Origin of the sequence: Kitasatospora sp. NPDC093550, from assembly GCF_044764985.1 — a bacterium.
In the GTDB taxonomy this organism is placed as follows: domain Bacteria; phylum Actinomycetota; class Actinomycetes; order Streptomycetales; family Streptomycetaceae; genus Kitasatospora.
In genome coordinates this window covers 279,240-301,630 of the sequence record NZ_JBIWJF010000009.1, presented here as the reverse complement: position 1 = coordinate 301,630, position 22,391 = coordinate 279,240, and the positions used below count along the sequence as shown (strand labels likewise).

Sequence of the window (22,391 nt, the reverse complement as noted above, 5' to 3'; positions counted from 1 at the left end):
GCGGTGCCTCGCCCACCCGGGCGAGGCACCGTTCCCTCAATCACCCCCACGGACCGCCCGGCAGGCCCTCGCGATCACCCGGTGAGCCGCCGGCCCGTAGACCGCACTCTCCGCCAGCGCCTCCCAGGCCCGGACGTGCAACGCCACGTCCGCCGGATCGTCCAGCCACATCTCCGCGTGCCAGGACTCTGTGACGACCAACGCGCCGTCATGGATCGAGAATCCGACCCCCGCGGGCACCTGCAGATCGGCCGAGAACGGCACGATCCCGAGCCGGACGTTCCCCGACGCCAGCCGGGGAACCAGAGCCTCCAACTGGTCGACCAGAACGCCCGGAGGACAGAGCCGGGAGACCAGGGCGCCTTCCCACTCCAGGAAACGGAAAGACCGCGCCCGATCCTCAAGCACCCTCTGACGTTCCATCCGAGCCACCACCGCGGCCTCGACATCGCTGATCGACGGACGGATCCTGGTGTATCGCGTGAGGATCGCACGCGCGTAGTCGGCGGTCTGCAGCAGACCGGGAACCACAGTCGGATCGAACGACTGGCGGTGCTCGGTCCTCTCCCCCTGCGCAGCATGCGCCTCCTGCACAGGCCGGACACCGCCCGCCAGTTGGCGCCGCCACGAACGGTACTGGGTTTCCAGCGTCCGCAGTCGGCCGACCAATTCGGCGGCGCACTCGGGTCTGCCGACGGCCTCGGCCCAAGCGACGACATCGGCCGGGGTGGGCGACTGCCTTCCGTTCTCCACCTTGCTGACCTTGGACTGCGGCCAACCAAGCCGCTCGGCCAAGGAACGGCCCGACAGGCCACTCTCGGTGCGAAGTTCGCGCATCCTGGCACCGAGAGCAGCCCGCGCCTGCTGAAAGTCGGTGCTCACATACCGGAAGGTACCTGAGCCAGGAACTCGGCATACCGCGTGGCGTGGTGCCATGCGGCATCACGGGCCTGGCAGGCGCGAAGGACTTCCAGTGGGTCGGTGACGAGCTCCATACCGACGGTGCGCTCCCCCTCGAAGTGGAAGCGGGCAACCGTTCGCGAGTCGAAGAGCCAGAAGTCCGACAGCCCGGCCAGGCCCGCCGTCTCGGCGTCCGAGCGCCACAGGTACCGGATGTCCTCGCCGGCAGCCACGTTGGTCCGAGCGCACGCCAGCAGGTATCGCTGACCCTCGGTCGGCGGGTTGTCCACCAGACGCACGCGCTCGAACCTCTTGCCCTTGTTCACCATGCGCCGCACGTTCTCGAACCACGGGTGCCCGACCTCACCGGCCGTGTCCCCCGTCCGCAGGAACTCGGCGTAGGAAGGCATCTGCTTGTCGGAGAGGTACCCGGACCTGGTCTCCAGCCTCCACGCGGTGTGCTCGAAGCCGTCGTTGATGAACTCGTTGATCTTCTGCTGAGGCACGAACTCGGGCACCGGCGTTGACTCCTTCGGTGCGAACCGCACGAGCAGTTCGCGGGGGACGACTACGAAGCCTTCATCGTCCTTCACGTACTTGAGCTGCGCCACATCGTCCGGGTCCGTCACGGCGTATCCCTGCACCACCACTTCGCCGGTGTCCACGTCCTCGTACAACGTCGGGCAGTCACCGACAGCCGACGTGCTTCCGATGACCCGCAGTCGCCTCGCCACAAGCCGTTCCTTTCGCCGACAGACAGGGAGATCCCCATGATCGGACTCAACTGGCCGTTCGCAAGCCGTGATTCTCGAATATTCTCAGCCGATCGGATCTCCGTGAAGCTCCCCTCAGCCGGGGGTCGCTGAGGTACCGTCCGACACGTGAGCACCCATGAAGCGGGAACTCGTCCCTGGAAACAGCAGTTGGCCTCCGGACATCGGCCGGTGCAGGACGCACTGACCGTCGAGCACGAACGTTCGACGGTCATGCGCGCGTGGGAGGCGTCCATTGTCGTCGGCCTTCTTCAGACTGCCGACTATGCCCGACACGTCTTCAACGCGTTCGTCGACCTCCGCGAGACAGTGCGAGACGTCGACGACGCCGTGCAAGCTCGGATGCAACGGCAAGAACTCCTGGACCGGCCGGACAAGCAGTATCACGTCCTCATGTCGGAATCCGTACTCCGCGCGCAGCTGTGCCCGCCGGGCGTCATGGCCGCGCAGCTCGACCGGCTCAGCGACGCCACCGCACTGGACACCTTTTCCCTCAGCATCATTCCGTTCGAAGCATCACTGGCATTGCCGCCCGCGAACGGCTTCTGGATGCACGACGAACGACTCGTCATCGTCGAGGACTGGCACGCGGAGCTGTGGCTCGATCAGCCGGACGATATTGCGCTGTACCGGCGTGTGTGGGACACGCTGTCCGGTTCGGCCGTCTTCGGCGAGGACGCCCGCAAGGTGATCACTCGGTGCCGCAAAGCTCTCGGATCCGTCTGAAGAATCTCCACGACCAGGAATATTCGAGAATCACGCACCCGTCGGCGACTCTCACCCGCCTAACGTCTTCACCAGCACCCGCCATGGGAGCGGGAATTGGCGAAAGGACCCTCACATGGGAACGCACGGCGGTGGCACCGGTGGCGGCAAGGGCGGCGGCCAGCAGGACGACAGCAACAAGGGGGCCGGGCACGGCGGTGGCGGGTCCGACGAGGGTGGCAACACGTCGGACGGCTCGTCCCCGGCGGGCGGCGGCGGCAAGTGAGCGGCGAGATGCCCGGGGAGGCGGGCCCGCGCGGGCTCGCCTCCGTGCTGGTGACCGGCGGCGCGCTGACCTCGGACTGGCTGCCCTCCTACCACGCCGTGCCCCGCGAGCTCTTCGTCCCGGACCGGATCTGGCCGGGTATCGCGGACGGCACACGACAGCACCCGGCCCTGGACAAGTCCAAGGACCCCGAGGCGTGGCGCCGGGCCGTCTACTCCGACGTCCCGCTGACCACGCAGTGGGACGACGGCGCGCACCAGGGCGACGGGCTCGGTACGACGCCGACCTCGTCCAACTCCATGCCCACCATGGTCTTCTCGATGCTGCAGGACCTCGACGTCCGCCCGGGCCACCGCGTGCTGGAGATCGGCGCCGGGACGGGCTGGAACGCGGGTCTGCTGGCGCACCGCCTGGGCGACCTCAACGTGGTGACCGTCGAGTACGACCCGGAGGTCGCCCGTGGCGCCCGGGAGAACCTCCGCCGCGCCGGCCTCGCTCCGACCGTGGTCGAGGGCGACGGCCGGGCCGGGTGGGCGAAGGGCGCACCGTACGACCGGATCATCGCCACCTGTTCCCTGCTGGAGATCCCGCCGGCGTGGCTGGAGCAGGCGGCGCCCGGGGCGGTCATCGTCGCGCCGTTCGGCACCGAGTACGGCGGCGAGCAGATCGTCCGGCTGACGGTGAACGGCGACGGGACGAGCGCGAGCGGCCGGTTCACCCGAAGCTCCGCCTTCATGCGCCTGCGGCAGCACCGCACCGACCGACCACCGTTCGAGTCCTACCTGCACGGGCGGCCCTGGCCGGCGGACGGGATCCGGAGCACCACCACCCTGCCCCCGCCGCACACCGGCGGCTGGCTGGAACAGTTCGTCATCGGCGTGGCCGTCCCGGAGGCGTTCTGGCGAGCGGAGCGCTACGCCGACGGCGCCTACACGCTCTGGCTCTACAGCCGCGACGCCCGCTCCTGGGCCTCCGCCGACTACGAGCGGGGCCGCACCAGCTACGAGGTGTACCAGTCCGGCCCCCGCCGGCTCTGGGACGAGGTGGAGGCCGCCTGGCGCTGGTGGGACGCCCAGGGCCGCCCCAGCCCCGACCGCTTCGGCCTCACCGTCACCCCGGATGCTCACACCCTCTGGCTCGACGCCCCGGAGGACCCGGTTCCCGTGCGGCGTTGAGCGCGGACACGCAACGGGGCCCCGACCGCAGGCTGCGGTCGGGGCCCCGTCGACTGGCGTTCCGTCACTCCGCCGGTGACAGCTCCACCTCGTACCGGTAGAGGCGGTCGTTCACCCAGCACGCCAGGTCGGCACCACTGGTGATCCCGGCGAGCTCGGCGGCCAGCCGGTCGGTGAACTCGGCCAGCTTCCGGGCGTCGACCGGCACCGGACCGGAGCGCGCGCCCCGGGCGAAGGCGAGTTCCTCCGCCCGGTGGGCCACGGTGTGGGTCACCGAGTCACCCGCGCTCCCCGACGGGATGACGTGCCGGCCGGGCTCGTCCTCGGTGAAGACCAGCCCGGTGCCCGAGGCGGCGCGGTTGGCCGTCTCCACCAGGGAGAACGCGATCGGAGCCTCGCTCCCCAGGCGCAGGTCGACCACGGCCTCCGGCAAACCCTGGCGATCGATCCGGTAGCTGTAGTTCCCGTCGACGTCGACATAGGAGGCCGTCTCCAGGCCCCCTAGTGCGGCGTGCAGCCGGGCGGTCGCGGAGCGGCAGTAGGCGCGGAGCGCGGCGACCGCGTCCTCGCCCGCCGACTCGGCGACGCCGACGTGCAGTCGGCCGTCGTACAGGCGCTCCGCGTACCAGTCGCCGCGGACCACTCCGACGGCCGGGCCGGACAGGTCACCGGGGTCGGTGCTCAGCCAGAGGCTGAGCACCGAGCCGTCCGGGCCCGTCGCCCCGTGCCAGGTCCGTGCCGCCGGACCGTTCCGGAAGCCGAGGACCGATCCGATCTCCTCGGCGGTCAGGGCAGGCCCTTCGAGGCGTCGGACGGCGAGCACCGCATCGATCGACAAGGTTCAGCACCCCCAGCCGTTGCACTTGGGTTCGCTGCCGACCTTACCGCTGATCACCCAGCCGCCTCGCAGATCCCCTCGGGCCCAGATCTGGTACTCCTGGAAGTGGGCCGTGTTGTTGTGCAGGAAGCTGTTGAGGCTCTTCATGGCCGTCTTGGCGTCGTAGCCGTCCTTGAGGGTCACATAGGCCCGTACGGCGCCCTTGCCTTCCGTGACGGCCCTGAGCGAGTTCCTGACGACGTCGTCGCCGGTGCCGGTGGATGCCTTGAACTCCGACGGCACGCCGTCCACGTAGGCGTCCGGCGTCTTGCCGCCCGCCTCGGGCACCGACACCACCGAGTGGCCGCCCCGGGCCAGGTCGAACGCGATCCGGTACTCGCCGAGGCTGAAACCGTTCTGGCTCTGCTTGCCCTTCGTCAGCCGCTTGAAGTCCAGCGCGGTGAACGGGTTGGCGCTCTCGTCGATCAGCGCGGCGGCGTCCTCGACCATCTTCCGGTTGAGGTACTCCTGGGTGATGTTGGCGAACTGGCAGCCGTCCTTGGCAGAGGGGCGGCAGTACTTCTTGTTGATCTCCCGGATCTTCTCCAGGTACTCGCCGATGATCGGGTTGTCCTTCTGCATCAGCCAGGCCACCCGGGCCTCGTACCACTTCTGGCGCTCCTCCGGGGAGCCGGCGGTGGTGCTGCCCGGGTGTCCGCCACCACCACCACCGCCGCCGCCGCCACCGCCACCGTCGCCGTCGCCACCGTCGCCGTCGCCACCGTCGCCGTCATCCCCGCCGCCGCCGTCGCCGTCGTCGGCACAGTTGGTGACGCACTCGGGACCCCTGACCGGGTCGTGGAAGGTGCCGTCCGGGCCGACCCAGCCGTGCAGCGCCATGTCGCTGCCCGAGCAGTCGTCGGCGCACATCTTGCGGCCGTCGGGGTCACTGGTGCTGATCGGGTTGCCGCCGGAGTAGGCGTAGCCGTTCAGTTCCTTGGGGCTGGCCGGGTTGAACTCCGGGTCGATGCTGAGGAACCGGCCGAGGGTCGGGTCGTAGTCGCGCGCCCCGAGGTGGACCATGCCGGTCGGCTCGTTGACGCCGCCGAGGAAGCCCCGGCTGCCCGCCCACGAGGTCGGCGCGGTGCCGCGCTGCTCGCCGTACGGGGTCGTCCGGCGCTGCGCCACCCTTCCGGTGGAGGCCTCGACGTTGAGCTCGGACGTGCCGTGGTGGTCGGTGACCTGGAAGCCGAGCTTGTTGTCGTCCGTACGGACGCCGACCGCCGAGCCCAGCGAGTAGTAGCGCGTCGCGGTGGGCTTGGCGGCGCCCTTGGTCAGTGTCAGCTCGGTGGCGCCGAGGTACAGCGTCCAGCTCTCCGCGCTCGGGTTGGCACTGTCCAGGGCGTGCGAGGTCAGTCGGCTGCCGGCCGGGTCGTAGAGGTACTCCGTGGTCCTGGTGCTGGTGACGGGCCCGTTCTTGACGGTCTCGACGACCTTGCCGAGCTTGCCCTCGGCGTCCCAGGTCAGGGCCTGGTCACTGGTGCCGCCCGCGGCGAGGTCCCGGTGGCGGGCGATGGTGTTGCCCGCCGGGTCGTAGCCGGCGGTCTCGGCGAGGACGCCGGTGCCGCTGGTGCCCTTCAGCGTGTGCGGCTGGGCGGCCGACGCGCCCGGGTAGTTGTACTTGGTGGTGACGTCCTTCGTCGCGTCACCCGTGGTGTCGTGCCGGGTCTGGGTGTCCCGGGTGCTGTCGGGGTTGAACTTCCAGCTGGTCCAGTACGGGGCGGGGCCACCGAGGGCCTTGGCGTCGGGCGTGGCCGGGCAGCTGGTGCCGCTCGGGGTGAACGCCTCGGTGAGCCGGGCCAGGTAGTCGTACTGGAAGCACTGCCGGTCGGTGCCGGAGCCCGACGCGTCGGTGATCGAGGTGACGTTGCCGACCTGGTCGTAGCTGTAGGCGGCCGCGCGCAGCGGAGTCGCGACGCCGTACTGGTCGGTCCGCGAGGAGGCGAGACGCTGGGTGCCCCACTCGTAGGCGTTGGTGACGTAGAGCTGCTTGTTCGGCGTGCCGTCGGACAGCGTGGCCTGCAGCGGCTTGCTGGTCAGGCTGTAGGTCTGGTTCGTGAGGTAGCTGCTCAGACCCTGGGCCGTGGTCATCCGGGTGAGGGCGTCGTAGCCGTAGGCCACCGACTCGGCGGCGAGGTTGCCGGCCGCCGGGTAGCTGGTGCTCTGCGGCTTGCCGTCGAGCCGGTAGATCGTCCCGCTGACGTAGTTCCCGGCCAGCGGCTCCTGGCCCGGGACGGACGGGACGCTCAGCGTGGTGCGGGTCGCGCGGCCCAGCGCGTCGTACAGCGACCAGGTGGTCTTGTACGGGTACGAGGTGCCGCCGACGGTGAGGTACCGGGTCGCCGAGGAGATCAGGCCCTTGTTCCCCGCCGGGTCCCAGGTCTGCGAGGTGAGCAGCGGGCCCGACGCGGAGCCGGAGTGCAGCTCGGTCTGCCGGTCGAGGTTGTCGTAGACGTAGGCCAGGGTCTGGTTGTTGCCGTCCCGGCTGGTGGCCAGCCGGCCGCGGTCGTCGTAGGTCTTGACCGACGTGCCGGAGTCCGGGTCGACGGTCTTGACCAGGTGGCCCTGCTGGTCGTAGGTCCAGCTCCACTGCGTCCCGGACTGGTCCGTCAGCCGAGTGGTGTGCCCGGCCGCGTCCTGGGCGTAGGTGATGCGGTCGTAGTCGCCGGTGGCCGAGCCCCCGCGGTACTGGCGGACCTCGGTGGTCCGGCCGCGGGCGTCCGTGATGGTCGTCGACGGGGTGCCGCCCTTGGGCGGGGTGACGGTGACCCGGTCGCCGCCGTACTCGGTGAGCGTGGTGGCGATCGGGGTGCCGACGCCGTTGCCGGCCAGGGTGGTCGAGTTGGTGACGCGGCCGAGGCCGTCGAAGGTGTTGGCGGTCTGGGTCTCGACGCCGGTGGCGTCCTCGACCTTGAACAGCGTGGTGGAGGGTGCGCCCGTCGCGTAGTAGGCGGCGTAGGCGAGCGCGGACTGGCCGCGCTCGTCGTAGAAGGTGTCGGTCAGGACGCGGCCGCCGTTGTCCCCCGGGTCCTGGGTCTGCCGGATCCGGCCGAAGCCGTCGTAGAGGGTGTACGCGGTGGCCTGGGAGCCGTCGGCGAGGAGCGCCTTGGTCGAGACGACGCGGATCTGACCGTCGTTGTCGAGGTAGCCGAACTCGTGGTTCGGGGTCTGGCCGGTCGACTTGGAGCGGTTCGGCAGCCAGACCTTGAGGGTGCGGCCGAGCGCGTCGTACTGGGTGTCGGTGCGGCGGTTGTTGGCGTCGACGGTGTCGACGGCCTGCCCGCGCAGCAGGTCGAGGTCGGCGACGGTGACCATGGCGGTGGCGGCGTTGCCCGCGACCGCCGGCGGGCCGGTCGTGGTGACCTTGGTCGGCCGGCCGTTCGCCGGGGCGAAGGCGGTGGTGGTGGTCTGGGCCAGCGGGCTGGCCGTGGTCACGGGTGCCGTGGCGCCCGTGGTGTCGAACACCGTGCTGGACGCCAGCTTGGTGGTGCTGTCGGGGCGGCCGTAGCCGTCGAAGTGGGTCGTCCCGTCCAGGTAGGTGGCCCGGTTGCCGGAGCGGGACTTCAGGGTGTGCACCGTGGTGGGATCGCCCTTGACCGGCGCCGCGCCGTAGGCCTGGCCGTCGTAGCGGGTGCGGACGTCCGACAGGACGGCCGAGGTGCCGTCCGCCTGGGTGTCGCGGTTGACGGTCGCGCCGCAGCCGGCGGCGACCGTCTCGACCTGGACGGTTCCGGTCAGGATCCAGGCCGCGGTGTTGTCGGCGTACGTCGTGCGGGTGCACGTGTCGTCGGTGCCGACCGCGACGTCGCCCTGGTCCTCGACCTGCGTCGTACGGCCGTAGCCGTCGAACGAGGACGACGAGCGGGTCTCGCGCCAGATCGCGCCCGCGCCCTTGTCGAGCGAGGTGAAGGAGCGGGTGGCCTGGGTGCCGGTCAGGTTGGCGGTGGTGGTGCCCCAGTCGTTGGAGCGCTTGGCGGTCTCCTGCTTCCACGGGGTGCTGACGGTCTTGCCGACGATGACGCCGCCGGGCTTGTCGTACTGCTCGCTGCGGTACTCGAAGCCGGCCCAGGCCTGGTCGTCGGTCAGGACGGTGCCCTGGCCGTCGTCGACGGTGACGCTGCGCTTGCCGTTCTTGTCGGCAGGATCGTTGCGGTCCTGGTCCATGCCGCGCAGGTAGTAGTGGTCGGCCTGGGTGGACATGCCGGTGACGCCGCCGGTCTCGACCCGGGCGTGGGCGTAGCCGCGCCACTGGGACCAGGTCTTGAGCTTGGCGGGGGTGAGGCCGTCCTCGTCGTCGAAGTGCCAGGCGGCGTCACCGAGGTAGCTGTAGTGGGTGACCATGTCCGGCGCGCCGCCGGTGCGGTCGGTGGCGATGACCGACTCGACGACGTACTTGTTGAACCACTCGGTGGTCACCGGCACGTCGTTGGACGGCTGGTACATCTGCGGGAAGCAGCGGGTGGTGTTGCTCTGCGGCGTGGGCAGGGCGTTCCAGTCGCAGACCGCGGCCGAGTAGTTGACGTCGAGCTGGCCGCCCTGCTCGTCGGTGATGGTGCCGATCCGCTGCTTGATGAACGGCATGCGGCCGTCGCCGACCTTGTCCAGCCGGTTCGCGAGCTGCTTGTACGCGAAGGTGGTCTTCGGCAGGGTGAGCGCCGGGGTGGCGGAGGACCCGGTGTGCTGGATGGAGTCCAGCAGCAGCTGGTAGTCGAAGTCGGCGGTGCCCCACTTGTGGTTCAGGGTCCACGTGTCGACGGCGGCGTAGCTGCCGTCGGCCTGCAGCGTCTTCGCGGTGACGGAGGTGAGGCGGGTCCGCGTGAAGTAGGTCGGCGAGTACTGGCCGGTGCAGTCGGTGCCGTCCTTGCAGTTCTGGTCCCACGGGGTGTCGTACCAGTACTGCCGGTTGGCGTCGATCTTCGCCGGGTCGCAGAGCGCGGCGTTGGTCTCCAGGCAGCGCTCGGCGGTGCCGAACTCGACCCGGCCCATCGGCTTCACCGTGGCCGAGTAGAGGTCGCCCTGCTGCTGGCCGTACTCGATGTGCTCCAGCCGGCCGCCCCGGACGTACGGGGTGCGGTCCGAGGCCTTCAGGTCGCGGCCGTAGTTGTTGGTCTCGGGGGTGTACCAGTAGGTGATGTCGTTGCCGTGGGCGTCGACCACCAGGTCGAGGTTCCACCGCCAGCCCTGCTGGCACCAGGACGATCCGAAGTCGGCGCCGTTGCACGGCTCGCCCGCGTTGTTGCCGTAGACGGGCACGGTGTAGACGGACTTGGTCTCCGGCTTGCCGGCGCCCCAGTTGGGCAGGCGGTTGTAGCCGAAGTAGTAGCTGGTGCCGTCGGCGGTCACGGCGCGGAAGTACTCACCGTCGTTGTCGCCGTTGCCCCGGCCGGTGTCGCGAAGGCGGGTGACCTTGGTGTTGTCGTCGCCCTTGATCCGCCACTCGTCACCGGAGACCGGGATCAGCTCACCGGAGTGCCCCGTGAAGCTGATGGTGGCGTTGTCGGTGCCCCAGCACAGGTCACCCGGGCTGGCGGTGCCGGTCTTGGGGGCGCCGTCGTCGGCGCAGGCCTTGTAGCTGCGCTCGACGAAGCCGGGCGACAGCTCGAAGCCGTCGCCGGCCCAGGAGGCCTGGTTGTTGCTGTTCGCGGTCCGGCCGTCGACGCTGCCCGAGCTGTAGGACAGGCCGATCTTCGGCGTGAGGTCGCCCGGCATCGCGGTCAGCGGCATGTCGTACGACCAGCTGAACGCCCCGCTGTTGAGCGAGGTCGACCACGAGGACGCCGAGGACAGCGGCGTCGCCTTGTAGGAGCCGCTCGGACCGGCGCTGCCGGTCGTGGCGGCGACCACCATCGCCCCCGGCGCGGCCGCCAGGCGCATCGACCCGGCCGGGGCCGTGGTGAGGGCGTCCGCGGCCACCGTCTGGTGCTCGACGTCGTTGCCGCCCGGCAGCGGGGTCTGCACCCGGCACTCGGGCCGCTCGGGCGTGGTCAGCGCGCACTCGGGCAGGCGCACCAGCTTCAACCGCGAGCCGAAGCCGGAGCCCGCCGCCTGCGCGAAGGACGAGTAGTCGACGGCGAGCCCGCTGTTCTCGTCGGCGCCCGCGACGGTCAGCAGCACGCCGTTGATCCCGGCCTTGACGGCGGCGTCCTGGCCGAGCAGCTCGACCTTGGCCTTGCCCGCGGAGCCGGCGGAGGCCACGGCGACCGGAAGCTGCCCGGCCTTGACCGTCTTGCCCTTCTCGCCGGGGACGTCGACGGTGGCGCTGCCCGCGCCGGGCAGGCCGCCGTGCTTGCCGTCGACCTTGCTGACGGTGGTGTCGGCCTTGCGGCCCTTGGACTTGGCGTCCGAGCCCTTGACCGGCTTCTCCGGTGAGACGGCGGACGGCTTGGTGTACGGTTCGGCGGCCGCCGCGACGGCGGCCAGCGGCAGTGCCGGCAGCAGTGACCCGACCAGGGCGCCCGCGATGACCGCGGACACTCTGGGCCGGGCCGGCCGCAGCACCGACCTCTTCCTGCTCATGGTGGAACGACTCCTTCGGGAGAAGGTGGATAGGACAGACCGCGGGCCGGGCGGCAGGTTGCCGCCCGGCCCGTGGAATCGGGGGGATCAGACGCCGGTGGCGGTGGCCAGCTCGGTGTTGTAGTCGGCGAGCTTGGCGATCTGTGCCTGGCTCAGCACGCCCTGGTACAGCCAGACGTCGTCCAGCTCACCGGAGAAGTACTCGCCCCAGGCGCCGGCCGCCCGGTTCCGGCCGAACTGGACGCCGCCGGTCGCCTCGTAGGGCTGCGGGGCGCCGGTCGAGGAGACGTGCGGGACGCAGCCGGGCACGCCGTCCGGGCAACCCTGGTTCTCCGGCTGGCCGTTGACGTACAGCACCAGCCGGTCCGCGAAGGCGTCGTAGCTGACCGCCAGGTGCGTCCAGTTCTCCAGGACGGAGCTGGCCGGGGTGTGCGCGGTCAGGGTGCGCACCGCGCCGTTGGCGTCGGAGTCGCGGACCTCGGCCTGCCACTGGCCGGTGGGCTGCCCGTTGGCGTCGTTGCCCAGGGCGTGCCAGCGCAGGGTGACCGCGCTGTTGCCGGAGCCGGCCACCGACAGGGCCGTCATGTCCCGGGTCGGGACGCCCGCGGTGTTCGCCCAGCCGGCCAGGGTGAAGCTCTGGCCGGTGTGCAGCGGGGTCGACGTCGTGGCCGCGTAGGCGGTGGTGCCGTTCAGCTTGAGGCTGCCGGCGGAGAGATACAGGCCGCCTCCGGTGTTGATCTCGGCCGCGCCGCCGAGCTGGGCGCCGGCCTTGGCCGGGCCCTCGTCGGGGGTGATGAGCGCGGGGGTGCCGGTGGCTGAGGAGAGCTTCCAGCGGCCGGCCAGCTGCGGGCGCTGCTGCACCATCGCGGTGGCCTCCGGGCCGGTGACGACCCGGTCGTAGAGCCGCACGTCGTCGATGTCGCCGCCGAAGAACTCGGCGTTGACGCCCTCGCGGTTGACGGCGCCGATCTGCACCGGGCCGGGGTTGGCCCACGGCGCGTTCTGGGTGTAGTCGGACTCCCCGACCGGGTAGCCGTTGATGTAGAGGCGCAGCTTCTTGGCGGCGGTGTCGGACACGCCCAGCAGGTGGGTCCACTCACCGGTGGTGCCGGCGAAGCACGGCACACCGTTCACCTGGGTGTTCGGGGTGCAGTCGGGCTGCCAGGTGCGCACCAGGGTGTCGGCGGAGGTGTCCTCCTTGTAGCGGCCGAAGATCCACCGCTTCCAGTAGGGCGAGTAGTACAGCGAGAACTCGTTGTTGTGCTGGCCGTTCTGGGTGACCGCCATCTTCGGGTTGGTGTCGCCGGCGGCGGGCGCGGGGAGCTTGACCCAGGCGGAGACGGAGAAGTCCCGGCTGCCGTCGACCTGCGGACGGGTGCCGCGCAGGTAGTCGTCCACGCCGTCCAGGTGGGCCGCCTTGTCGACGATGCCCGGACGGCCGAGCGCGACGCCGTTGTTGGCGGTCAGGTTGTCGGTCTCGGTGGTGCCGACCGGCTTGGCGTCGGCGCCGTCCAGGTGCCAGACGGCCTTGGCGGGGCGGCCGGTGGCGAGCTGCTTGTCGGCCGCGACGTCGGTGGCCTCGGCCTTGCTCAGGTTGCGGTCCCAGAGCCGGACCTCGTCGATCGAGCCCTTCCAGGGGTCGGTCATGTTGCCGTGCCACTTGGAGCGGCCGAACTCCAGCGGGCCGCGGGCGTCCCAGGCGGCGGTGACGGGCACCGGGGTGCCGGGCACGCCGTTGACGTACAGCGTGCTGGTCTTGGCCACCGGGTCGTAGACGCCCGTCAGGTGGGTCCACTGGCCGAGCACGACCGGGGTGTCCGAGCTGGCCACGTCCAGGGTGTAGACGGCGTTGGTGTCCTGGCTGGAGGTCCACATCGCCCACTTGCCGCTCATCAGGCCGAGGGCGAAGCGGGCGGCCCAGTTGCCGTTCTCACTGACCGCGACCCGGTTGCGGGTGGTGTCGCCGGTGAGGTTGACCCAGGCGGAGACGGTGAAGCCGCGGGTGGTGTCCAGCACGTTGCCCTGGGTCTCGCCGTAGCCGTTGGCGGTGCCGTCCAGGGCGAGGGCCTCGCCGAGGTGGCCGGGCGCGCCCGGGGTGGCGCCGGGGGCGAGGGTGGCCTCGAAGCCGCCGCCGGTGCCGGTGACGCTGGTGCCGCCCGTGTCGTCCATCGCCCAGCCGGTGCGCTGGGTCTGCCCGGAGAGCACGTTGAAGTAGTACGACTCGGGCTGCGAGGCGTTTCCGGCGCCGTCGATCGCCTTGGCGGAGAACAGGTGTGGTCCGGCGGTCTGCGGCTGGATGCGCACGGTCTGCGCGGCGCCGCCGCTGGTCGCCACGTCGGTCAGCGCCGAGCCGTCGAGGGCCCACTGGTACTTGACCACGTCGGTGGCGGCCGACTTGAGGGTGAACAGGCCGTTCTTGCCCACGCCGTCGGTCCACGGCAGCGCCGCGGTGGCGTCCTTGGAGCCCGGGTAGGTGTCGGAGGTGATCGCCGGGCCGTCCGGGGCGGAGGTGTCGACGGTGAAGTAGCAGCCGGTCGGGTCGCCGTCGGAGGACCACGGCCCCCACTGCGCACCGTCCCAGGCGCGGGCCTCCCAGTCGAGCTGGGTGTTCTGCGGCAGGGAGGTCGGCAGCGGCCAGGAGAACATCGAGCCGGAGCCCTTGAAGGTGTTGCCCGCCGGGGCGGCGTCCTCCGAGCCGGTGGACCACCAGCGGCGGCGCAGGCCGGTGCCGTCGTCCCAGGCGACCGCGAACTGCACGCCGATCGCCTCGCCGTCCGGGTCACTGGCCCGGGCGGTGACCTGCGGCATCTTGTTGATCTTGATGCCCGGGTACTGGCAGACCGAGCCCGGCGACATCGTCAGGTCGGCCATCGGGATCTGGTTGGGCCGCAGGTTGTAGTACACCGTCAGGTAGGCGTCGTCGGTGAAGCGCTTCCAGGCGAGGGTGTCGCCCTCGTTCTGGGCCTTCAGGCCGAAGCTGATGGTCGGCCAGCCCCAGTTGGCGGCGTCCTGGACGAGGTTGCGCACCGCGCCGTCCTCGCCGTACTCCAGCCAGCCGCCGGGGCAGCTGCCGCTCCAGCCCTTGGCGGTGTTGATGGTCTGCAGGTAGCGGCTCCAGAAGCCGGAGGCGTTCTGGGCGTTCCAGTTCAGGCTCGGGGAGATGTAACCGGTGTTCCACAGTTCGACGGGCCGGGCGTCGCAGGAGTAGGACCAGCTCTCGTAGGTGCCGAAGGTGGCGGCGAGCACCTGCTTGCCGACGAACGGGTTCGACATCTGGAAGAACGCCCGCTTCACGTCGGTCGGCGCGCACCGCGAGGTGTCGCCGCAGTAGCCGACGCCCCAGTCGTGGACGTAGGTGCTGTTGTACGTGAAGTGCCAGTAGGCCTGGTTCGGGTAGGTGCGCGAGACACCCGCCCAGTCGCCCGCGTGCGGGGAGTTCCACGCCGGGTCGATCATCACCGGGTAGACCGTGTCCGGGGCGGCCAGCATGCCCTGGTCGGGCGACAGCAGCAGGCCGTCCTTGGGCAGCTCGACCTTGAGGCGGGCCATCTTGGCGCCCTCGCCCGGCAGATCGCCGAAGCCGGCGGCGGGGTCGGGGACACTCTGGCCGGCGGGGGCGCTCTGCGCGGGGGCGGGGGCGCTCTGCGCGGGCGCGGCGACGGGGGCCTCGGCCTGCGGGGCGGCCTGCGGGGCGGCCTTGAGGGCCTTCGCCGCGGCTGCGGGAGCGCTCGGCGCCGGGGCGGGCGCGGTCGGCGCGGCCGGACCGGTCGGCGCGGCCGGACCGGTCGGCGCGGCCGGCTTGGAGGAGTCCCACATCACCGGGACGGGCGCCTCGAAGACGGTGCCACCGCCGGAGGTGTCCTTGGCCTTGAGCGTGCCGTCCGGCTCCTGGCTGATCGTCAGGCCGTCGCCCTGGAGGCCGAGCCGGAGCTGGTCCAGCTCGGGGTTCTTCGCGGCCGCGGCCGTGTGCACCACGATGACCTGGGTGAACCCGGTCTTGGTGGCGGAGAGCCGCAGGTCCACGTCCGGCAGGATCGACCGGTACTCGGCGGTCGCGCCGTTGATCGTCGGCTTGGGCAGCGGCTTCGGCCAGCTGAGCTTGAGCTCCTTGCCGGCCCGGGCCATCGTGACCAGCGGCGCGCTGCCGCCACCGGAGAACCGCAGGTCGGCGGTGGAGCCCTTGGGGGCGATGGTGCCGCCGGGCAGCGCCTGCAGCGTCGGGTCGAGCTCCACCCAGGCGCCGTTCTTGCGCACCCGCTTGGGCTGGACGTAGGTGGTGGTCTTCAGCTTGCCGTCGGGCTGGGCGACGGTGTCACTGGTCTCGCTGCGCTTGGCGATCACCTCGACCGGCTTGCCCGAGCGCGCGGCCTCCCGGACCGCCTGGGTCTCGGCGGTGTCCTGCGACCCGGCCGCACCGGGCGGAGGCGCTCCGCCGGGCGCGGCGGCGGCCGGCACCACCGCGGTCGCGGCCAGCGCGACCGCGGCGAGGGCCGCGGCGAGCACACTGCCCGACCGTCTTGCTGCTGTTCTCACTGTGCGTGGGCTCCGACTTCCGATATGTGAGCGAAGTTTGGAGCGGATCTTCATGGAAATTTAAAAGAACTGTCAATGGACCCTCAGAAAGGAGTGTCCTCGCACGACCTGCCACTCCGCCCCCGAACCAGGACCAGCACAGGTAAAAACGGATGAACCACCCCGTGGGATGTGAGGGAGATCACGGCGCCGAAAGCGCGCCCGCCCGGGCTGAGAGGTCGCCGTTTCGAGGCATCGGCGCTGGTCATCGATGGTGCGCCGGATGCGGACGGCCGCACTTCCGGCCGTCCGCTCCGTACCGACCGGCCGGTCGGGCAACTGCGGTGCCCGGCAGGGGAGTTATTGCGCCAGGATTTCATTGCCCCGAAAAATACAGGCGACTTGCTCCGCGGATTTCGGGCGTCTCCGGAATGGCACGGCAGAGGTGAGAAACTGACGTCGAATCAATTCTCGTCGGTGCCACCGGGCCGGGCCGTCCGCCGGCGGCCCGGCCCGGCGCTCCGAGGCCGGAGCCACGGAGTCCCGGGGGTGCCCGCCGGTCGAGGGGCCGCTCACCACGCCCGCGACCGACCGTGCGGCGGTCGTCTGCCCCCTTCCGCCCGGTTCATGCACGTTCGGCCCGACGCGCTCCCCGGGTCCCGCACGGCGAAGGCCGCCGCCCCGCCCGCCCGCGGGCGAGGAGGCGGCGGCCTTCGGCCCCGTCCGGTCCGTTACGGCAGCGGGACCGACGTGAAGGTGCCGGCCGGGGTGCCGTTGAGGGCGCCGTCCATGGCGTCGCGCCAGATCGGGCCGGCCAGGGTGCCGCCGAAGGCCTGGCCCACCGTCTTGCCGCCGATCCGCTGGCCGTCCAGCGACTTCGGGTTGTCCGTGTCGCTGACGACGGTGGCGCCGGCCATCTCCGGGGTGTAGCCCACGAACCAGACCTGGAGGCTCCCGTTGGTGGTGCCGGTCTTGCCCGCGCTGTCCCGGCCGGTGAGACCGGCCGCCTTGCCGGTGCCGTCCTCCACCACGCCCTTGAGCATCGCGGTGACGGTGTCGGCGGTGTTCGCGGACATCACGGCCGAGCAGTTCGCCTGCGGCACCGCCAACTGCTTCCCGTCGGGGCCGGTGACCGAACCGATCGCGGTCGGCGTGCAGTAGGTGCCGTGCGCGGCGAAGGCCGCGTAGACACCCGCCATCGCCAGCGGGGTCAGGTCGTTGCTGCCGAGCGTCATCGACGGCACCACCTGGAGCTTCTCGCCGCCCGCCTGCTCGGTGATGCCGAGCTTGTTGGTCATCTGGGCGACGCCGCAGAGCCCGGTGTCGGCCTCCAGCTTCGCGAAGTAGGTGTTCACCGACTGCGCCATGGCCGACTTCATGTCGAACTGGCCGGTGAGGGTCGGGCTGTCGTTGTGCACCTGTCCGGCGGACGGGAACTTCCCGCCCGAGCAGTCCTTCATCGCCGGCCACGGGATGCTGTAGTCGGTGGTGTAGCTCTGGCTCGGCGAGAGACCGCTCTCCAGGGCCGCCGCCGCGACGATCGGCTTGAAGGTCGAGCCGGTCGGGAAGCCGAGCCCGCCGCCCATGGCCTTGGGGACGTTGTAGTTGATCTGGGTCTGGTCGGGCTTGTCCTCGACGCCGTACGGGCGGCTCTGGCCCATCGCGAGGATCCTGCCGGTGCCCGGCTGGACGATGCTCATCGCCGTCGCCGCCTTGTCGCCGGCGTTCACGTGGCTGGTCACCGAGTCGTTGAGGGCGGCCTGCGCCTTGGGGTCCAGGGTGGTGTGGATCTGCAGACCGCCGCGCTTCCAGAGCGCCAGCCGCTCGGCCGCCGACTTCCCGAAGGCCGGGTCGGTGAGCACCACCTTGCGCACGTAGTCGCAGAAGAAGCCCTCGCCCTGCTTGGCCAGGATGCAGCCCTGCTGCGGGGCCTGGATGTTCAGGCCGAGCGGGGTCGCGATCGCCTGCTCGGCCTGCTCCTTGGTGATGTGCCCGTACTCGGCCATCTTGCGCAGCACCGTGTCGCGCCGGTCCTTGGCCGCGGCCGGCTTGACCGCCGGGTCGTAGCCGCTGGGCGACTGCACCAGGCCGGCCAGCATCGCGGCCTGCGGCAGGGTGAGGTCCTTGGCGTGCACGCCGAAGTAGCGCCGCGAGGCCGCCTCGATGCCGTACGCCTTCTCCCCGAAGAAGGTGATGTTCAGGTAGTTGGTGAGGATCTGGTCCTTGCTGAGGGTCTCCTCGACCTTGATCGCGTACTTCAGCTCCTGGATCTTGCGGCCGACGGTCTGCCGCTGCGCCTCCTGGACCTTCACCGGGTCGTCGCCCGCCTCGTCGACGAAGACGTTCTTCACGTACTGCTGGGTCAGCGTGGACGCGCCCTGCGCGGTGGTGCCCGAGGAGGCGTTCTTGTCGACGGCGCGCAGCACGCCCTTGAGGTCGATCGCGCCGTGCTCGTAGTACCGGTTGTCCTCGATGTCCACCAGCGCGGTCTTCACCAGCGGGGATATCTGGTCCCCGGGGACGACGGTGCGGTCGCGGTCGTACACGGTGGCGATCGTGCCGCCCTGGGCGTCGAGGATCGTCGAGGCCTGCGACAGCGCCGGGGTCTTGAAGTCGTCGGGCAGGCTCTGGAAGTCGTCCGCCGCCGACTGGGCCCCCAGCCCGGCCGCCGCCACCGCCGGCAGCGCGATCCCCGCCGCCACGACGCCGGCGACCACGCTGACCCCGATCAACCCCAGTCCGTGCCCGAACTTCCGCATGCCCGTCCCCGCCCGCTTCGCTGCCATGCCAAGGACCCTATGTGCACGTCATGAGGAACTCGTCAGAGATCCGGCACCGGTCTGTCACAGCTCTGTGACAGCCGACCGGCACGGGCGTCAGAGGGCTTCCCGGGCCCGCCCGGGACGGCTGGCGGCAGCCGCTCCGGGTGGGCGGCGAGGCCCGCTACAGCCGCTCGGCCAGCGCCCGGTGGACGCGCTGCCAGGCGTCGGCCGTCGCGGCGGCGTCGTGGTCCTCCGGGCGGTCGGCCGCGAAGCCGTGGCGGGCCCCCGGGTAGGTGACCAGCTCGTGGTCGACCTTGGCCCCGGTCAGCCGCCGCTCCGCCTCCCGCCACTCCTCCTGCGGGAGGATGTGGTCCAACTCGCCGCAGAAGCCCAGCAGGTGCACGCCGTTGGCGGCGATGCGCTCGGCCGTCTCCAGCGGCGGCACCGGACCGACCAGCGGGAAGCCGGAGTTCAGCAGCCAGCCGGGGTAGAACACGGCGGCCAGCTCGAAGCGCAGCTCGGTGGCGGCGCGCACGGCGATGTGCCCGCCCATGCTCGTCCCGACGAACGCCACCCCGTGCCCGCCGGCCAGCCGCCGGGCCTCCTCCAGCGCCGCGGCGGAGTCGGCGACCAGCTCGTCCCGGTCCAGGGCGCGCATCAGCACCAGGCCCGCCTCCCGCTCCTCGGCGCTGTAGCCGAGTTCGGTCCGGCGGGCGTTGCGCCAGTAGAAGTCCGGCGCCACCGCCACGTACCCGAGCTCCGCCAACTCGGCGCAGACGCCCCGGAGGTACGCGTTGACCCCGTACAGCTCGGAGCAGACCACCACCGCCCCGCGCACCTCGCCCGCCGGGCGGTGCACGTACGCCTCGATCCCGCCGGGCGCACCCAGCTCCTGCCACTGACCCGTCATCGGATTCCCCCGTCGTACCGGCCGGAAAGTGTCGCTGCGCATCGTAGTGCCAACTCCCTTCGCCGACCGCCGACTCCGGCATCCGGACCCGAACCCGGACCCGGACCCGAACCCGGACGCGATCACTCGCGGTAGAGCAGCAGGGTCGCCCCGGCCAGGACGGCGCTGGCCACCAGCGCCCAGGCGGTCTGCCCGTGCAGGACCAGGACCGCGCCCGGGGCGGCGCCGGCCAGCATGGTGAGGACCGAGAGGATCCGCCGACGACGGCGCGGAGCGGTGCCGCCGGCCAGCCGGGAGTCGGCGGCCAGACCGGTCAGGGTCAGGGTGAGCACGGTGGTGGTGAGGTCCGGTATCCCGAGGCCGCGCACGGTGCCGTTGCGGACGCCCATCGCCAGGGCGAGCAGCGCGATCACCCCGTACTGCGCGAGCCCGTCCGCAGTCCAGGCGAAGACGACGGCGGCGGCCGCCCCGTGCAGCGCCACCTCCAGGACCAGGGCCGTACGGAGCCGCCGGGGGCGCTCGGCGACGGCGGGCCGCGTCGCGAGCCGGCCCGCCAGGACCGCACCGAGCAGGAAGGCGGCGAGCGAGGTCAGCGAGCCGACGACGGAGAAGCCGGGCGCTCCGGCGAGGGCGAAGGCGATGACCACGACGTTGCCGGTCATGTTCGCGGTGAAGACGTGGCCGAGGCCGAGGTAGCTCACGGCGTCGATCAGCCCGCTGACCAGGGTGAGGCCGAACAGGGCCAGGGCCAGCGGGTGCCGGTCGTGGATCTGCGGCCCCGGTGGCGGCCCGGAGGCGGTGCGGGAATCGGCTGCGGGCGTGGTCACGGCGGCTCCTCGGGATCGGTGGTTCGGCGGTTCGGCGGTTCGGCGGTTCAGGGCGGGTACGGGGCCGGTACGGGGGCGGGACGCGGTGGGCGGCGCCCCGGCAGCAGGCGCCGTCAGAGGAAGCAGGGGTCCAGAGGCGCCTCGGGCTGCCCGGGCTGGGCGAGGCCGCGCGCCACCCGCCAGGTGTGCTGCTCGCCGGAGGCGGCCACCGCCTCCAGCACGCCCTCGGCCTGCCGGACCCCGGCCCGGCCGGGGGCGGAGGTGGGGGCGGGAGTGGCGTGGTACCCGCCGAAGCGGGCGACCGGGCTCCACGACGGCGAGACGGCGGGCGGCTCCGGGGCCAGCCCCTGGTGCTCCGCGACGGCGTGGACGATGCGTCCGCCCACGACGGTGAGGACGGACTCGATGTGCGGGATCTCCTGCTCGGGCACGGTGAAGTAGTCCGCGCTGAGCAGCGCGAGGTCCGCGTAACGGCCCACGCTCAGGCGGCCCTTGAGGTCCTCCTCGCCGGTGAGGCGGGCGCCGCCCAGGGTGTACAGCTCCAGGGCCTGCTCGCGGCCGAGCCGGTTGTGCTCGGCGGCGAGGCGCCGCCCGCTGACGGCGCGGCCGGAGACCAGCCAGTGCAGGGCGACCCACGGGTTGTACGAGGAGACCCGGGTGGCGTCGGTGCCCGCCGCGACGGTGAGGCCGCGGTCCAGCATGGCGCGCAGCGGCGGGGCCTCGGCGGCGGCGGGCGCGCCGTAGCGCGCGAGGAAGGCCTCGCCCTGGAAGGAGAGCCGGTTCTGGACGGAGACGGCGCCGCCCAGGGCGGCGATCCGGTCGAGGCTGTCCGGGCTGACGGTCTCCGCGTGGTCGAAGAGCCAGCGGTTGCCCTGCGGGAACAGGCCCTCGGCGGCGAGCTTCTCGAAGACGGCGAGGTCGCGGCGGATCGTCTCGTCGTAGGTGGCGTGCAGCCGGAAGCCCCAGCCGTGCTCGGTCAGCAGCCGGACGGCCTTCTCGAACTCACCCTCGTAGGCGTTCAGTTGCGGCCTGGGCTCGGTGAAGTTCTCGAAGTCGGCGGCGGCCCAGGTGAGATTCTCCCCCGCGCCGTTGAGCCGCAGCCAGGCGTCGCCCTCCCCGGGGCGCACGGTTTCGACCCAGCGGGTGAGGTCGTCCAGCTCTTGCCCGGCGGTCTGCGGGAAGAGGTGGTAGGCGATGCGCAGGGTCAGCTCGCCCCGGCGGGCGAGTTCCATGACGGTGCCGTAGTTCTCGGGGAAGCTCTGGAAGCCGCCGGCCGCGTCGATCGCGGAGGTGAGGCCGAAGCGGTTCAGCTCGCGCAGGAAGTGCCGGGTGGAGCCGATCCGGTCGGCCTCGTCCAGGGTCGGCGCCTTGGCGAGGGTGGAGTAGAGCAGCAGCGCGCCGGGGGCGGCGACCAGCAGGCCGGTCGGTTCGCCGTCGTGTCCCCGCACGATCTGTCCGCCCGCGGGGTCGGCGGTGTCCCGGGTGAAGCCGGCGGCGCGCAGGGCGGCCCGGTTGAGCAGGGCCGACTGGTAGAGGTGCAGCACGAAGACCGGGGTGTCGGGCGCCGCCGCGTTGAGCTCCGCCAGGGTGGGCAGCCGCCGCTCGGCGAACTGGTCGGCGGACCAGCCGCCGACGACCCGCACCCACTGGCCGGGCGGGGTGCGCTCGGCCTGGAGCCGGAGCATCGCGAGGGCCTCGCGCAGCGTCGGGACGCCGTCCCAGCGCAGCTCCAGCACGTAGTTGAGGCCGCCGCGGATGACGTGCAGGTGCGCGTCGTTGAGCCCGGGGACGGCCCGCCGGCCGAGCGCGTCGACCACCCGGGTGCCGGGGCCGACCAGCGGGACGACGTCCGCGTCGTCACCGACCGCCTGGATCAGCCCGTCCCGCACGGCCAGGGCGGTGGCCCGCGGACGGCGCGGGTCGTTGGTGTGCACCTTGGCGTTGCGGATGACCAGGTCGGCGGGCTGCTCGGGGGCGCCGGGGCGGATCCCGGCGACGGGCATGGTGGACAACGGGGGTCCCTTCGTTCGGCGGTGGTCACGGCCCGGTGGGGCCACCCCGCGAAACCTAGGCAGCCCGACGGCGGCCGACGCACTCCGCAGCGCATCGTCAGTTGACCCGCAGTGCACGGCGGTCGCCCTCGCTCGC

At 71.7% G+C, this 22,391-nt stretch carries 12 protein-coding genes; 3 read left to right on the top strand and 9 right to left on the bottom strand.

The genetic code is table 11. From position 1 onward, the window contains the following. Window positions 1–36 precede the first annotated feature (36 nt). Together ACIRD3_RS17595 and ACIRD3_RS17590 are read right to left on the bottom strand one after the other, a co-directional pair. On the bottom strand, window positions 37–882 hold the full coding sequence (locus tag ACIRD3_RS17595; protein WP_402216990.1) for a helix-turn-helix domain-containing protein: 846 nt from the start codon (window positions 880–882) through the stop codon (window positions 37–39). Beyond that, on the bottom strand, window positions 879–1,634 hold the full coding sequence (locus ACIRD3_RS17590; RefSeq protein WP_402216988.1) for a DUF6879 family protein: 756 nt from the start codon (window positions 1,632–1,634) through the stop codon (window positions 879–881). Before ACIRD3_RS17590 ends, ACIRD3_RS17595 begins: the two co-directional genes overlap by 4 nt. 147 nt (window positions 1,635–1,781) lie before the next feature. On the opposite strand from ACIRD3_RS17590, the gene ACIRD3_RS17585 reads away from it, so the two are divergent. The 3 genes from ACIRD3_RS17585 (at window position 1,782) to ACIRD3_RS17575 (ending at window position 3,839) form a co-directional block, all read left to right on the top strand. Further along, window positions 1,782–2,399 carry a DUF5753 domain-containing protein gene (locus ACIRD3_RS17585; protein WP_402216985.1) on the top strand — a complete coding sequence of 206 codons (618 nt, stop codon included), beginning with the start codon at window positions 1,782–1,784 and terminating at the stop codon, window positions 2,397–2,399. A gap of 115 nt (window positions 2,400–2,514) precedes the next feature. Then, window positions 2,515–2,664, top strand: a complete 150-nt coding sequence (locus ACIRD3_RS17580; RefSeq protein ID WP_402216984.1) for a hypothetical protein — start codon at window positions 2,515–2,517, stop codon at window positions 2,662–2,664. An 8-nt stretch (window positions 2,665–2,672) separates the two neighbouring features. After that, complete coding sequence (locus ACIRD3_RS17575; RefSeq protein WP_402216982.1) at window positions 2,673–3,839, top strand: methyltransferase domain-containing protein; 1,167 nt, start codon at window positions 2,673–2,675, stop codon at window positions 3,837–3,839. Between the two features lie 64 nt (window positions 3,840–3,903). Here the strand turns inward: ACIRD3_RS17575 and ACIRD3_RS17570 are convergent, their stop codons facing one another. From ACIRD3_RS17570 to ACIRD3_RS17540, 7 genes are all read right to left on the bottom strand, one after another. Next, window positions 3,904–4,677 carry a hypothetical protein gene (locus ACIRD3_RS17570; RefSeq protein WP_402216979.1) on the bottom strand — a complete coding sequence of 258 codons (774 nt, stop codon included), beginning with the start codon at window positions 4,675–4,677 and terminating at the stop codon, window positions 3,904–3,906. A gap of 3 nt (window positions 4,678–4,680) precedes the next feature. Then, on the bottom strand, window positions 4,681–11,232 hold the full coding sequence (locus tag ACIRD3_RS17565; RefSeq protein ID WP_402216976.1) for an RHS repeat-associated core domain-containing protein: 6,552 nt from the start codon (window positions 11,230–11,232) through the stop codon (window positions 4,681–4,683). Between the two features lie 87 nt (window positions 11,233–11,319). Next, window positions 11,320–15,735 carry a LamG-like jellyroll fold domain-containing protein gene (locus ACIRD3_RS17560; protein WP_402216974.1) on the bottom strand — a complete coding sequence of 1,472 codons (4,416 nt, stop codon included), beginning with the start codon at window positions 15,733–15,735 and terminating at the stop codon, window positions 11,320–11,322. Window positions 15,736–16,475: 740 nt separating this feature from the next. Then, on the bottom strand, window positions 16,476–18,530 hold the full coding sequence (locus ACIRD3_RS17555; protein WP_402216971.1) for a transglycosylase domain-containing protein: 2,055 nt from the start codon (window positions 18,528–18,530) through the stop codon (window positions 16,476–16,478). Window positions 18,531–18,687: 157 nt separating this feature from the next. Then, window positions 18,688–19,416, bottom strand: coding sequence for a dienelactone hydrolase family protein (locus tag ACIRD3_RS17550; protein ID WP_402216969.1), 729 nt, complete (start codon window positions 19,414–19,416; stop codon window positions 18,688–18,690). A gap of 122 nt (window positions 19,417–19,538) precedes the next feature. After that, window positions 19,539–20,243: a YoaK family protein gene (locus ACIRD3_RS17545; RefSeq protein WP_402216967.1), complete on the bottom strand. Its 705-nt coding sequence runs from the start codon at window positions 20,241–20,243 to the stop codon at window positions 19,539–19,541. 113 nt (window positions 20,244–20,356) lie between these two features. Beyond that, window positions 20,357–22,246: an amidohydrolase gene (locus ACIRD3_RS17540; protein ID WP_402217072.1), complete on the bottom strand. Its 1,890-nt coding sequence runs from the start codon at window positions 22,244–22,246 to the stop codon at window positions 20,357–20,359. Between the last annotated feature and the right edge of the window lie 145 nt (window positions 22,247–22,391).